The organism is Caenimonas sedimenti, assembly GCF_007833165.1.
In the GTDB taxonomy this organism is placed as follows: domain Bacteria; phylum Pseudomonadota; class Gammaproteobacteria; order Burkholderiales; family Burkholderiaceae_C; genus Ramlibacter; species Ramlibacter sedimenti.
Window position 1 is genome coordinate 271,716 of sequence record NZ_VOBQ01000013.1, and the last position, 13,509, is coordinate 285,224.

Annotated in this window: 11 protein-coding genes and 1 pseudogene; 9 read left to right on the forward strand and 3 right to left on the reverse strand. The window is 67.7% G+C overall.

Translation table 11 applies throughout. The features are described from left to right. Positions 1-2 precede the first annotated feature (2 nt). From FN976_RS17535 to FN976_RS17565, 7 genes are all read left to right on the forward strand, one after another. Positions 3-443 (forward strand): PaaI family thioesterase, encoded by a 441-nt coding sequence (locus FN976_RS17535; RefSeq protein ID WP_145894332.1) that lies wholly within the window; start codon positions 3-5, stop codon positions 441-443. Between the two features lie 11 nt (positions 444-454). Beyond that, complete coding sequence (locus tag FN976_RS17540) at positions 455-1,471, forward strand: NADP-dependent oxidoreductase (RefSeq protein WP_145894333.1); 1,017 nt, start codon at positions 455-457, stop codon at positions 1,469-1,471. 21 nt (positions 1,472-1,492) lie between these two features. Then, a complete protein-coding gene (locus tag FN976_RS17545) occupies positions 1,493-2,173 on the forward strand; it encodes a glycine-rich domain-containing protein (protein ID WP_255440536.1) in 681 nt (226 codons plus the stop codon). A gap of 29 nt (positions 2,174-2,202) precedes the next feature. Continuing rightward, complete coding sequence (locus FN976_RS17550) at positions 2,203-3,843, forward strand: isovaleryl-CoA dehydrogenase (protein ID WP_145894360.1); 1,641 nt, start codon at positions 2,203-2,205, stop codon at positions 3,841-3,843. A 23-nt stretch (positions 3,844-3,866) separates the two neighbouring features. Then, positions 3,867-4,817 (forward strand): glutathione S-transferase family protein, encoded by a 951-nt coding sequence (locus tag FN976_RS17555; protein ID WP_145894334.1) that lies wholly within the window; start codon positions 3,867-3,869, stop codon positions 4,815-4,817. 5 nt (positions 4,818-4,822) lie between these two features. Continuing rightward, the gene (locus FN976_RS17560) at positions 4,823-5,368 is read left to right on the forward strand and encodes a methylated-DNA--[protein]-cysteine S-methyltransferase (protein WP_145894335.1); all 546 of its coding nucleotides are present in this window, start codon (positions 4,823-4,825) and stop codon (positions 5,366-5,368) included. Positions 5,369-5,462: 94 nt separating this feature from the next. Next, positions 5,463-6,785 carry a response regulator gene (locus FN976_RS17565; RefSeq protein ID WP_186510943.1) on the forward strand — a complete coding sequence of 441 codons (1,323 nt, stop codon included), beginning with the start codon at positions 5,463-5,465 and terminating at the stop codon, positions 6,783-6,785. A 5-nt stretch (positions 6,786-6,790) separates the two neighbouring features. Here FN976_RS17565 and FN976_RS17570 read toward each other — a convergent pair whose 3' ends face one another. From FN976_RS17570 to FN976_RS17580, 3 genes are all read right to left on the reverse strand, one after another. Beyond that, complete coding sequence (locus tag FN976_RS17570) at positions 6,791-9,163, reverse strand: PAS domain-containing hybrid sensor histidine kinase/response regulator (protein ID WP_222432835.1); 2,373 nt, start codon at positions 9,161-9,163, stop codon at positions 6,791-6,793. Positions 9,164-9,254: 91 nt separating this feature from the next. Further along, entirely contained in the window at positions 9,255-9,986 is a 732-nt protein-coding gene (locus FN976_RS17575; RefSeq protein WP_145894338.1) for a DUF1223 domain-containing protein, read from the reverse strand. Positions 9,987-10,015: 29 nt separating this feature from the next. After that, complete coding sequence (locus tag FN976_RS17580) at positions 10,016-10,654, reverse strand: hypothetical protein (RefSeq protein WP_145894339.1); 639 nt, start codon at positions 10,652-10,654, stop codon at positions 10,016-10,018. A 131-nt stretch (positions 10,655-10,785) separates the two neighbouring features. Here FN976_RS17580 and FN976_RS17585 point away from each other — a divergent pair, with 131 nt between their 5' ends. Beyond that, on the forward strand, positions 10,786-13,122 hold the full coding sequence (locus FN976_RS17585) for a Tex family protein (protein ID WP_145894340.1): 2,337 nt from the start codon (positions 10,786-10,788) through the stop codon (positions 13,120-13,122). Between the two features lie 190 nt (positions 13,123-13,312). Next, positions 13,313-13,509, forward strand: a pseudogene (locus FN976_RS29225) (IS630 family transposase); the annotation flags it as partial.

Consider the following 13,509-nt stretch of genomic DNA (forward strand, 5'->3'; position numbering starts at 1 on the left):
GCGTGGCCAGTCCCAAGCTGTTCGGCGTCGAGATTCCCTTCGTCCACCATCTCGGCTTCGAGCTGGTGAAGTTCGAAGGCGGCCAATCGCAGATCGACTATCTCCCCAAGCCGGAGCACCTGAACTCGTTCCTGGTGACCCACGGGGGCGCCGTGATGACCTTGCTGGACGTGACCATGGCCACCGCCGCGCGCAGCGTGGAGCAGGACATGGGGGTGGTCACGATCGAGATGAAGACGCTGTTCATGCAGCCCGCCCGCGGCCAGTTGAGCGGCAAGGGCCGGCTGATGCACCGCACCGCGACCATGGCCTTCACCGAAGCCACCATCTACGACAGCGCCGGACGCGCCTGCGCGCACGGCACCGGCACGTTCAAGTACGTGAAGCGGCTGCCCACGGGGCCGAAGAGCGCCAATCCATTGAACGTCATTTCCACCGACTGAACGAGAAAGACATGCCCAAGAACAAGCAGATCCTGCTGGACAACCGCCCGCAGGGCGAGGCCAGCGCCAGCAATTTCAAGCTCGTGACCACGGAGACACCGCCCCTGAACGAGGGCGAGGTCCTGGTGCGGCATCACTACCTGAGTCTCGACCCGTACATGCGCGGCCGCATGAACGATGCCAAGAGCTATGCCGTCCCGCAACCGGTGGGCCAGGTCATGCAAGGGGGCAGCGTCGGTGAGGTGGTGGAGAGCCGGCACCCGAAGTACGCGGTGGGCGACAAGGTGCAGGGCATGGGAGGCTGGCAGGAGTACAGCGTCGTGAAGGCCGACACGCCGGGTGCGCTGCGCAAGCTCGACACCACGCATGTGCCGATCTCGCACTACCTGGGCGCCGTCGGCATGCCGGGCGTGACCGCGTTCTACGGCTTGGTCAAGATCATCGAACCGAAGGCCGGGCAGACGGTCACGGTCAGCGCGGCCAGCGGCGCCGTCGGCAGCGCCTTCGGCGCGCTCGCCAAGGCGCGCGGCTGCCGCGCGGTCGGTATTGCCGGCGGTCCCGACAAATGCAAGTACGTGGTCGAGGAGCTCGGCTTCGACGCCTGCATCGACTACAAGGTCCACAAGGACGCCGCTTCCTTGAGCAAGGCCTTGCGCGACGCCTGCCCCGATGGCATCGACGGCCACTTCGAGAACGTCGGTGGCATGGTGCTGGATGCGGTGCTGCTGCGCATGAACGCCTTTGGCCGCATCGCCCTGTGCGGGATGATCGCGGGCTACGACGGCCAGCCGATCCCGTTGTCCTATCCGCAGCTGATCCTGACCAACCGCCTGCGTATCCAGGGCTTCATCGTCAGCGAGCACATGGAAGTCTGGCCCGAGGCGCTGACGGAACTCGGCACGCTGGTCGGCACCGGCAAGCTGCGCCCCCGCGAGTCGGTCGCCGAGGGCCTGGAGGCGGCACCCGAAGCTTTCCTGGGCATGCTGAAAGGCCGCAACTTCGGCAAGCAGGTCGTCAAGCTGGTGTAGGACGGGACGAAAGTCGCGGACATGAACGGTTGGCTTGCACTGATCATCGCCGCGCTGGCGGCCGTTCCCTTGGCCTGGTGGTATGGGGAGACGCGGAAGAGGCGGCTCACGTGGCGCCGCGACTTCATCCGTGCCTACCGGTTCCCGCCGGGCCTGGCGGAAAAGCTGCGTCGCAAGCACCCGAACCTCAGTGCCGAACAAGTCCGGGTGGTCGAGATCGCCTTGCGCGAGTTCTTCCTGTTCTACCTGCGCTCAGGATCCCAGAGCGTCGGCATGCCTTCGAGGGTCACGGATGACCTGTGGCACGAGTTCATCCTCGACACCAGGGCCTATGCCGCGTTCTGCCAACAGGCCTTCGGCCATTTTTTCCACCACGTGCCCTCGGGCGGCCTGGGTCAGGGCAAGAAGAAGGACGCAGCCCTTCGGCGCACCTGGCGCCTGGCCTGCGCCGCCGAGCGCATGCACCCGGCCAAGGCCCGGAAGCTGCCCCGCCTGTTTGGCCTGGACGCGCAGTTGGCCGTGGCGGGGGGCCTGGTCTACAGCCTGCACTGGGCCGGCAGCCAGAAGGAGGAGGAGGGCGGCTGTGGTGGAGGAGCCTGCGGCGGGGGCGGCCTCGCCTCGGGCGAGGGCAGCGGATGCGCAGGCGGAGCCGGCTGCTCGGGCGGCGGGGGCTGCGGAGGCGGCGGCTGTGGTGGTGGCTAGGCAATCCAGCGAGTGAATGACCGATGATGATCGATGCAACGCACGAAGTCTTCAACCAGCCGGCAGCCCTGGCGGACTACAACCTGTTCGAGGGCCATCAGGCCTTGCGCGATGCGCTGGAGTTCAACGCCCCGGCGCTGGACACGACGGCACTCTCGGCCCTGGGCGCGAGGCTCGGTAGCGCGGAAATGCAGTTGCATGCGCGCCTGGCCAACGTGCATGGCCCGCAACTGCATAGCCATGACCGGTTCGGCCGGCGGGTCGACGAGGTGGAGTTCCACCCCAGCTATCACGCGCTGATGGAACTGGCGGCCGGCGCGGGCCTGCACGGCACGCCTTGGGCGGGCGAGAGCGCTTCGCCCCATGTGCAGCGCGCCGCCGGTTTCATGATGTTCACCGAGCTGGAGCCGTCGATCCTGTGCCCGATCTCCATGACGTACGCGGTGACGCCGGCCTTGCGCGGCAACGCGGCCGTCTACCGCGATTGGGGGCCCGGGCTCACCAGCCGCGCCTACGACCCCGCGCTGAAAATCTGGCGCGACAAGGCCGGCCTGACCATGGGCATGGGCATGACGGAGAAGCAGGGGGGCTCCGACGTGCGCGCGAACACCACGCGTGCCGAACCGGATGGGCAGGACGGCTGGGGCGGGCGCTTCCGCGTGACTGGCCACAAGTGGTTCTTCTCGGCGCCGATGTGCGACGCCTTCCTGGTCCTCGCGCAGACGGCGTCCGGCCTGAGCTGCCTTTTCCTGCCGCGCGTCCTGCCGGATGGATCGCGCAACGCCATCCGCATCCAGCGCCTGAAGGACAAACTCGGCAACAAGGCCAATGCGAGTTCCGAGGTCGAATTCCACGGCGCCACGGCTTGGCTGGTGGGGGACGAAGGCCGCGGCATCCCGCAGATCCTCGAGATGGGCACGATGACGCGCCTGGATTGCGCGCTCGGCACCAGCGGGCTGATGAGGCAGGCGCTCTCGATCGCGCTGAACCACGCATCGCAGCGCGAAGCGTTCGGCAAGCGGCTGATCGCGCAGCCGCTGATGCGCAACGTGCTGGCCGACCTGGCGCTGGAAAGCGAAGCCGCGACCGCCCTGGCCATCCGGCTGGCGCGTGCCTTCGATCGGCGCGGGGACGCGCACGAAGCAGCGATGGCGCGCCTGCTCACGCCCGTCGCCAAATTCTGGATCTGCAAGCGCGGCAGCCATTTCGCGCAGGAAGCGATGGAATGCCTGGGCGGCAACGGTTACGTGGAGGAAGGCGGGGAAGGCATCATGGCCCGCATCTACCGCGAGATGCCGCTCAACTCCATCTGGGAAGGCGCCGGCAACATCATGGCGCTGGACCTGCTGCGCGCCCTGCGCAAGGCCGATGCAGCCGCCGCGCTCGCGCACGAGCTCGCGCCTGCCAAAGGCGCGCACCCGGCGTTCGACCGGTTGGCGGCCAGCCTGCCCACCCGCGTGGAGGAAATGGCGACGGAGATGGAGGCTCGCCGCCTGGCGCAGGATGTCGCCCTGGCGGTGCAGGCTGCCCTGCTGTGCCAGACCGCGGCCCCTGCCGTCTTCTCCGCCTTCTGCGATTCCCGCCTGGCCGGCAACTGGGGGCAGGCTTTCGGCACCCTGGGTGGCGGCACGGATTTCGATGCCATCCTCCAACGCGCCCAGCCTCGCTGAATCACCGCGCCGAACGGAACCCAATGAACGACCTGATCCTGCACCACTACGCCACTTCGCCGTTTTCCGAGAAGATCCGGCTGATCTTCGGCCTGAAAAAGCTGCCCTGGAAATCGGTGGAGATCCCGCAGATCATGCCGAAGCCGGATGTGGTCGCGCTCACGGGCGGCTACCGCAAGACGCCATTCCTGCAGGTCGGCGCCGACATCTACTGCGACAGCGCGCTGATCTGCGACGTGCTCGAACACGTGCGGCCTGAGCCCACGCTGTACCCGCCGCACCTGAAGGGCGTGAGCCGCGTCTTCGCCCAGTGGGCCGACACCAGCCTGTTCTGGGCCGCGATGGCCTACAACCTGGGCCCCAAGGGTGCCGCGCACGTGTTCGGCAAGCAGCCGGAACTGGCCCGCGCGTTCGGCGACGACCGCAAGGCCATGAGCGCCAACCTGGCGCGGCCGCGCACCGCCGACGGGACCTCGGCCTACCGGTCCTACTTGCGCCGCATCGCGCACATGGTGGAGGAGCACGAGTTCCTGTTCGGCACTGAACCCTGCGTGGCGGACTTCGCGACCTACCACCCGCTCTGGTTCACCCGCACGGTCGTGCCGCCCATGGCCGACATCCTGGCAACCACGCCGGCCGTCGGCGAATGGATGGACCGGATGGCGGCGCTGGGCCACAACGTGCCGATCCCGCTCAGTGCGGCCGACGCGATCACGATCGCCGCGGCGGGCGAGCCGCAGCCACCGGGCGCCAACCTGCTGGTGGACAGCGCCTTCCAGGACGACCACGGAATCCCGCTGGGCACGCGCGTCACCATCACGGCGGAATCGTTCGGGCCGGAGCCGACCGAAGGCGAGCTGATCGCCGCGACGCGCACGCATTACAGCCTGCGCCGCAGCGACGAGCGCGCCGGCACCCTGCATGTGCATTTCCCGCGCATCGGCTATTCGCTGCGCAAGGCCGAAGCCGCCTGATTCCCATGGCGCAAGCCGCCGGCTTCTGCCTGTTCGACACGGCCATCGGCGCCTGCGGCCTGGCCTGGGGCGGCTCGAAGCTGGTGGGCGTGCAGTTGCCGGAAGCGGACCCGCCGGCCACACGGGCCCGCATGCAAGGCCGCTTTCCTGACGTCCCCGAAGCGGCGCCGCCGTCCTGGGTGCAAGCCGTGATCGTTCGTGTGCAGGCCTTGTTGGCAGGCGCGCATGACGACCTGGCGGATGTGCCGCTGGACATGGGCGGACTGCCGGCTTTCCAGCAGCAGGTGTATGCCGTGGCCCGCGCGATCCCGCCCGGCGAAGTCCTGACCTACGGAGAGGTGGCGCGGCGCATCGGCGACCCGGGTGCGGCCCGCGCCGTCGGCCAGGCGCTGGGCCACAACCCGTTCGCACCCATCGTGCCCTGCCATCGCGTGCTGGCCGCGGGTGGCCGCTCCGGCGGGTTCTCGGCGGATGGGGGTGCACGCACCAAGTTGCGGATGCTGGAGATCGAAGGGGCGCGACTGGGCGATGCCCCCGGCTTGTTCGACTAGTTGCTTATTGCGCCGGAGCCGCGTAGCCTCCACGGACCGCCAGTCTCGAGCCCCGCGGCCTGCGCGGGACCCTGGCGGTGCGATTGGCCCATCCATGCGTGTACGCTTCTGGGGAACAAGAGGGTCGATCGCGACGCCCGGGCCGGGGACCACCCACTTTGGCGGCAACACGTCGTGCGTGGAAATCACCACGGATGCCGGTGATCTGCTGGTGCTGGATTGCGGCACCGGCGCGCATCCGCTTGCCACCGCCCTGATGGCGCGGGCCAGGAAGCCCATCCACGCGAACATCCTCCTGGGCCACACCCACTGGGACCACATCCAGGGGTTTCCGTTCTTCAGTCCCGCCTTCGTGAAAGGCAATACCGTCGCCATCCATGGCCCCGAAGGCAGCCACGGCTCACTGCACAAGGTGCTGGCCGGCCAGATGGAGTTCACCTACTTCCCGGTGGAACTGAACCAGTTGCCCGCCGCCATCACGTACCACGACCTGGCCGAGGGCATCCACACCATCGGCAACGTTCGCGTGGCGGCGCAGTTTCTCAACCATCCGGCGCAGACCCTCGGCTACCGCATCGAGGCCGACGGTGCGGTGGTGGTGTACCTGGTGGACCACGAGCCTTTCTCCAGCGAGCTGTGGCGCGCTGGAGAACAGCCCGGCCGCATCGAATCCATCCTGCACGACGGCGACCGGCGCCATGCCCGATTCATGGCGGACGCCGACCTGGTCATCCATGACGCGCAGTACACGCGGGAGGAGTACGAAGCGAAGAAGACGTGGGGCCACAGTTCGTACGACTACCCGGTGCAGCTCGCGGCCGCGGCCGGCGTGCGGCGCCTGGCGCTCACGCATCACGATCCTTCGCATGACGACGGCTTCGTGGCGGAGATCGAAGCCCAGGCGCGCGCGCTCGCCGCCACGCTTGGCAAGGAGATCGAGGTCTTCTGCGCCTACGAGGGATGGGAGATGAACATCGAGCCGCGCGCGGCCCCCAGATCGTTCGTCACGTCCGAAGCTTCCCAGCCTTCAGCGGCGCAACGAAGTTTCGAGATCCTCGTGGTCGACGATGATCCCGACACCCTCGCGCTGATCGTCCGGGCGCTGGAGGCCGACTACACGGTCACCCAGGCCAGCAGCGGCGCGCAGGCGCTGCAGATGCTCACGGGAAGCATCCCCGACATGATGGTCGTGGACTACAAGATGGCGGAAATGGACGGCATGACGCTGGTCAGGACCTTGCGCGCCCAGCCGAAAACCGAGCATCTGCCGGTGCTGATGCTGACGGGCATGGCCGATGAGGCGAGCACGCGCGCGGGCTTCGACGCCGGCGTGACCGACTACGTGACCAAGCCCTTCTCGATTCCCCAGCTGACGGCGCGCGTGCACGCCTGCCTGGCCAGGATGCCGGCAAGGTAAAGGCTTCAGACCACTTCGACGCGGTCGAGGAAACTGGACAACTCCGCGAGGCATCTTTGCGATGCAGCGCCATCGGAGACTGCCGCGGCCTGCTCGAGGGCCAGGCCGATGTCGGTGATGGCCTGGAATCCGTAGCCGCCGCCCGAGCCCCGCATCGAATGCCCGAGCCGGCTCACGGTGTCGAAGTCTCCATCGGCCAGCGCGGCCCGCATGGCGATCACATCCTTCCGGCGGTTTTGCAGGAATGCCGGGATCAGATCGGCCAACACGGGATTCGCGCGTACCTCGATCACATCCTGCGCGCTGGACCGCCGCGACGCCGCAGTGGCCGCCGAATGCTCGCCAATCGCCTGCAGCAGCACTTCCTGCTTGATCGGTTTGGTCAGGAAGGCGGTGCAACCCGCCGCCAGGCACTTTTCCCGGTCTCCCAGCAGCGCCGATGCGGTGAGGGCGATGATGGGCGTCGGCGTGCACTGGTGGTCCTGCTCCCACGCGCGGATGTTGCGCGTCGAGGTCAAGCCATCCATCACGGGCATCTGCCGGTCCATCAGCACCAGGTCGTAGCGGCCGGCGATGAACTTGTCATAGGCGATCGCCCCGTTCTCGGCGATGTCGATCCGGTAAGGCGTGTGCTGCAGGTATGCCATGGCGATGGTGCGGTTGTCCGGCGAATCCTCGACCAGGAGGATCCGCAGCGCGGGCAGCACGGGTTGCGGGCCTCCCCCCTCGGTCACGGCCGCGCGCAGCGTCGCGCCTTCCCACAGGGCGAGCGGGACGGTGAAGGAGAACTCGCTGCCCTGGCCAACCCCGCTTTCCACCCAGATGCGCCCGCCCATGAGCTCCACCAGGCGCTTGGAAATCGTGAGGCCCAACCCGGAGCCGCCATATTTGCGCGTGGTGGACGAATCGGCCTGCGTGAACTGCTCGAAGACCGCGCCCAGCTTGTCGCCGGGGATCCCGATGCCGGTGTCCGAAATGACGAAACACAGCGTGCCGGGAGCCGCGGCCGGTGGCGCCGGCCTGACGCGCAATGCGACTTCGCCGGATTCGGTGAACTTGATCGCATTGCCGAGCAGGTTGAGCAGGACCTGGCGCAGACGCGTCGGGTCGCCCACCAGGTCGGTCGGCACTTCGGGCGCCACCTCGCACACCAGGGCCAGCCCTTTCTCCGAAGCGCGCACCGCGACCATTTCCCGCGTCTTCTCGATGACATCGGTGAGCGAGAACCCGGTGTGCTCCAGTTCGAGCTGGGAGGCCTCGACCTTGGACAGGTCGAGGATGTCATTGGTGAGATTGAGCAGGTTGTCGCCCGCGCGGCGGAAGATCTGCACGTAGTTGTCCTGCTCCGGCGTCAGCGGCGTCTTGGCGAGCAGGTCGGCAATGCCGATGATGGCGTTCATCGGGGTGCGGATTTCGTGGCTCATGCTGGCCAGGAAGTCGGACTTCGCGCGGCTTGCGGTCTCGGCCATGGCTTTCGCATGCTGCAGCTCGGTCTCGAGCTGCTTGCTCTGCGTGACGTCGCGCGCGGCGGCGAAAACCCCCTGCAAGGTGCGGCCGCGGTCGTAGATCGTGGTGGCGTTGTACGAGACCACGGTTTCCTTGCCATCCAGCGCACGCGCCGTCAGCTCATAGTTGCTGACCTTCTTTTCGCTCAGCACGAGCTTGATGGCGGCCTCGGCGCGCTCGGGATCGGTGAAGTAGTTCTTGAATGGCGCGCCGATCAATTCGTCGCGCGTGCAGCCGGTGAGCGCCTCCATCTGCTTGTTGACGTCGGTGATGATGCCGGAGGGGTCGGTGGTCATCAGGGCGTCGATGCTCGACTCGATCAGCGAGCGCGTGTAGAACTGCTGGTCGCGCAGGCGCTGGTCCAGCTTCTTCTGCTCGGCTTCCACCAGCTGGCGGGCCGTGTTGTCCGTGCCGATCAGCAGGTAGCCGATGATGGCGTCCTGGGCATCGCGCAGGGCGGTGACCGAAACCACGGCGGGGAAGCGGCTGCCGTCCTTGCGGAAATACGTGAGCTCGTAGATGTCCTCGATCCCGCGCGAGGCCTTGAACACCAGCGCCTCGAAGCCCGGCGTGATGGGCGTGCCAAGCTCGATGCTCAGGGCCTTGGCGCGCGCGATCACCTCCTGCGGATCCGAAATGTCCGCCGGCGTGATCTTGTTCATCACCTCGGCCGCGGTATAGCCCAGCATGCGCTCGGCGCCCACGTTGAAGATCTGGATCACGCCCTTGGCATCGGTGGCGATGCTGCTGAAGTTGGCGCTGTTGAAGATGGCGCGTTGCAGCGCCGCGCCCGCCTTCAGGAGTGTCTCGTCAGTGTGGTCGCGGCTGCTGTCCGTATCTCCGGGGACGACGGGTTGCTTCTTTCTGGCCATGAATGACTTCCTGGAAAGCGGCGAGAGAGTTGCCGCGGTTCTCAAAATGGAAGCCTGGAACAGGACCATTCCGGTACAGGGTACTCCGAAGCTAGCAGGAAAGGCTGAGGGCTTGCAGCGGGCGGCCGGTCTTTGGCTCGAAGACCACATTCACCTGGCGAGGATGCTGTCCTTCGGCGGCCACGGCACGCAGCCGCAGCTTCTGCGTGCCCACGTATTGACCCGCCGGCACGTACTGCCGGACCACGAAGTCATGCTGCAGCAGCTCGCCCGCGTTTTCGCCGGCCTTCACCTTGCTGCTGTGGGCATGCTCGGTCACGGTCCAGTACGCCGACCACGCCTGGCCGGCTGCCGATGGCGTGACCAGTGCTTCGAAGGCACCGTCGGCCGCACCGGACAGCGTGATGGCCGCGAGAGCAGGTTCCGCCTTGGCGGTGAAAGCCCGGCCGTAGTCGCGCCAGTCCTGGCCGTTGCGAACCACCTGCGGCGTGTAGATGTTGCGCAGCCGGTTGGCCGCGGCGATCTCGCGCTGGCGCGCGGTGTGCGAGGCAGCCGCGAAGCGGTCGACCCAGCCGATGTAGTCCCAGTAGCCGACGTGGAAGGCTTGCGCCACCACCCGGCCTTCGGCCGCCGCGGTCTTGAGGCCGGACAGCCAGCGATCCGCCGGCGGGCAGGAGCTGCAACCTTCCGAGGTGTACAGTTCGACGACAGGGGTGAGCGTGGCTGGGGATTTGGCCTGGCACGTGGCGGCGTGCACGCCACCCGCCGCCAGGAGGGCGGCGCAAGCCAATACGCGGGGAAGGGGAGGGGTTTCTGCGGGCATGGCGTTTGGTCGCCAGGCCCGCCGCGCTCTTACAGGTTCCAGAAGCGGCGCTTCGGCGGCTCGCTGGACGCCAGGGTTTCGGCGGCCGCACGCTCCTCACGGGCCCGTTCGGCCAGCACCCGCTCATCACGCGCGGTTTCCGCGGAATGGACAGCTTCCGGATAGGCCGGGGTCGGGCGGGCCGCGCTGGGCGCACCGAGACGGCCATCGATGCGATGTTCCATGTCGGTCAGGCGGGTGGCCAGCGTCCGGCTCATCTGGTCGAGCTGCGTGCGCAGCTCGCGCTGCCCCAGCACCATCGCCTTCTCGAATTCGGTGGCGGCGATGGCGTCGCGCTTGCGCAGCTCACCCAGCTGCGTGTCGAGGTGCGTGCGCAATTCGGTGAAGCGCGAAGCCTCGGCCCGGTCGGCCAAGTCGCGGTGGTGCTGCAGTTCCTTGAGGTGCTGGCGCGACTCGATCAGCACCTGCGTGCGGTGCATCGCGCCGAGTGCGAGGAAGCCGAGGAGCGACAGCATCAGCAGGCCCAGCAGGATCAGCCCGAGCGGCGCGTCGGTGATGAAGGCGCCAAAACTCAGTGGAGTGGGCCGCATGATTTCAGACCAGTTCAAGGCCGCGAAGCCGGCGACGAGAAGAATGGCGACAACCAACAACGTGACGCGAGCGCGCATGGCGGATCTCCCTTTGGTGATGCTTTCATTCTCGACAGCACGGGCCAAAGCACTGTCAGCCGACGCGCCGAAGTGCTGTGCGCGCCCTGTGGCAAACTCGCGCGCTTCATTGCCGACGTGCCAGTTACAGAATGCAAAAAATCCTGCGGCAGATCGCCGCCGAACTCCGTGTGCAGGAAGCCCAGGTCCGGACGGCCGTGGAACTGCTCGATGGTGGCGCCAGCGTCCCGTTCATCGCCCGCTATCGCAAGGAAGCCACCGGCGGCCTTGACGACATCCACCTGCGCGAACTGGAGGCACGTCTCGCCTACCTGCGCGAACTTGAAGACCGCCGCGCCGCCGTTCTCAAGAGCATCGAGGAGCAGGGCAAGCTGACGCCCGCGCTGCGCGCAGCCGTGGAGGCCGCGCCCACCAAGCAGGAGCTGGAAGACCTGTACCTGCCGTACAAGCCGAAGCGCCGCACCAAGGGACAGATCGCGCGCGAGGCGGGGCTGGAGCCGCTGGCGGACGCGTTGTGGACGGACCCGACGCTGGTGCCGGCCGCGGCCGCCGGGCCTTTCGTGAAGGCGGAGAAGGGCGAGGGCGGCGAGGACTTCACCACCGTCCCCGCCGTGCTGGACGGCGTGCGCGACATCCTGTCGGAGCGCTGGGCCGAGGACGCGGCCTTGGTGCAGTCCCTGCGCGAGTGGCTCTGGAACGAAGGCCTGCTGCGTTCCAAGCTGGCGGCCGGCAAGGACGAGAACCATCCGGACGTCGCCAAGTTCCGGGACTATTTCGACTACGACGAGCCGATGGCGCGCGTGCCTTCCCATCGCGCGCTGGCGGTGTTCCGTGGCCGCACGCTGGAGATCCTCGACGCGAAACTGGTGCTGCCGGTCGAACCCGAGCCGGGGCAGCCATCGCTGGCCGAAGGCCGCATCGCGCTGCACCTCGGCTGGAGCCACGCGAAGCGCGCCGCCGACGATCTGCTGCGCAAGTGCGTTGCCTGGACCTGGCGCGTCAAGCTGTCGCTTTCGACCGAACGTGACCTGTTCACGCGCCTGCGCGAAGAGGCGGAGAAGGTGGCCATCAAGGTGTTCGCCGACAACCTGCGGGATCTGCTGCTGGCCGCACCTGCAGGCCCGCGCGTGGTGATGGGCCTCGACCCCGGCATCCGCACCGGCGTGAAGGTGGCCGTGGTGGACGCGACGGGCAAGCTGGTCGATACCTCCACGGTGTACCCGCACGAGCCGCGCCGCGACTGGGAAGGCGCGCTGCACACCCTGGCCTTGCTGTGCCGCAAGCACGGCGTGAACCTGATCGCCATCGGCAACGGCACGGCCAGCCGCGAGACCGACAAGCTGGCGGCCGACCTCATGAAACGCCTCGACGCCCAGGACGGCGGCAGCGCGATGCAGCGCGTGGTGGTGAGCGAAGCCGGCGCATCCGTCTATTCGGCGAGCGAGTACGCGTCGCAGGAGATGCCGGACGTCGACGTGAGCCTGCGCGGCGCGGCGAGCATCGCGCGGCGCCTGCAGGATCCGCTGGCGGAGCTGGTGAAGATCGACCCCAAGTCCATCGGCGTCGGCCAGTACCAGCACGACGTGAACCAGAGCGAGCTGGCACGCACGCTGGAAGCCGTGGTGGAGGACTGCGTGAACGCGGTCGGCGTCGACCTCAACACCGCCAGTGCGCCTTTGCTGGCCCGCGTGTCCGGCTTGTCGGGGACGGTCGCCAAGTCGGTCGTTCAGTGGCGCGAGGCCCACGGCGCCTTCCGCAGCCGCAAGCAGTTGCTGGAAGTCGGCGGCCTCGGCCCCAAGACCTTCGAGCAGAGCGCCGGCTTCCTGCGCATCCGCGGCGGCGACAACCCGCTCGACATGACGGGCGTGCACCCGGAAACCTATCCCGTCGTCGAGAAAATCCTGGCGCATGCCGGCCGCCCCGTGCAGGAGCTCATGGGTCGTGCCGACATGCTGAAGGCGCTGAAACCGGAGCTGTTCGCCAACGCGCAGTTCGGCGTCATCACGGTCAAGGACATCCTCGGCGAGCTGGAGAAGCCCGGCCGCGACCCGCGGCCCGATTTCAAGGTCGCGCGCTTCAACGACGGGGTGGACGACATCAAGGACCTCGTGCCCGGCATGGAGCTGGAAGGCACGGTCAGCAACGTCGCCGCCTTCGGCGCTTTCGTCGACCTGGGCGTGCACCAGGACGGCCTGGTGCACGTGAGCCAGCTCGCCAACAAGTTCGTCAACGACGCGCGCGAGATCGTGAAGACCGGTGACATCGTGAAGGTGAAGGTGCTGGAGGTGGATGCGGCCCGCAAGCGCATTTCACTCACGATGAAGCTGGGTGCGCCGGCCCCGCGCCCGAACGGGCCGCGCGAGAACCGGTACGAAGGCGCGGGACGCGGCCAGCGCGCACCGGCTCCGGCGCCGGCGAGTACGGCCATGGCCGGCGCCTTCGCCAAGCTGCAGGGCTTGCGCAAGTAGCCGTTGCCGGCGGCAGGTCTAGGAGCCTGGGCGGCAGAGAAACGGGCCTGCGTTGGGCCGGTACCTGAATCAGCGCCATGCGTCGTTACGGCCTCCTTGAGTGCGAAAGCACACGGCGTCGGCCGCGCCTAGTGTCCTGTCCCATAAATTCGTAGGCACAGAATCTGCATGAGCTGAGGCATCCTTGGGGGTGCCGATGGCGAATGCATACAAGCGAGTTCTGATTGCACTGACGGACGACGAGCGGGCGCAGCTGACGTCGATGGCGCGCTCGCGCTCGTTGCCTGCGGCGATGGCGCTGAGAGCGCGGATCGTGTTGGCCTGCGAGGGCGAAGACGTGCCGACCAGCGAAGTGGCTGAGGACCTTCGGATCGGCCGTGCGACTGT

Bases quoted from the DNA above. Each gene is read 5' to 3' on its own strand.
- FN976_RS17540 (WP_145894333.1), top strand. From the start codon at position 455: ATGCCCAAGAACAAGCAGATCCTGCTGGACAACCGCCCGCAGGGCGAG.
- FN976_RS17545 (WP_255440536.1), top strand. From the start codon at position 1,493: ATGAACGGTTGGCTTGCACTGATCATCGCCGCGCTGGCGGCCGTTCCC.
- FN976_RS17555 (WP_145894334.1), top strand. From the start codon at position 3,867: ATGAACGACCTGATCCTGCACCACTACGCCACTTCGCCGTTTTCCGAG.
- FN976_RS17560 (WP_145894335.1), top strand. From the start codon at position 4,823: ATGGCGCAAGCCGCCGGCTTCTGCCTGTTCGACACGGCCATCGGCGCC.
- FN976_RS17565 (WP_186510943.1), top strand. From the start codon at position 5,463: ATGCGTGTACGCTTCTGGGGAACAAGAGGGTCGATCGCGACGCCCGGG.
- FN976_RS17570 (WP_222432835.1), bottom strand. From the start codon at position 9,163: ATGGCCAGAAAGAAGCAACCCGTCGTCCCCGGAGATACGGACAGCAGC.
- FN976_RS17575 (WP_145894338.1), bottom strand. From the start codon at position 9,986: ATGCCCGCAGAAACCCCTCCCCTTCCCCGCGTATTGGCTTGCGCCGCC.
- FN976_RS17580 (WP_145894339.1), bottom strand. From the start codon at position 10,654: ATGCGCGCTCGCGTCACGTTGTTGGTTGTCGCCATTCTTCTCGTCGCC.
- FN976_RS17585 (WP_145894340.1), top strand. From the start codon at position 10,786: ATGCAAAAAATCCTGCGGCAGATCGCCGCCGAACTCCGTGTGCAGGAA.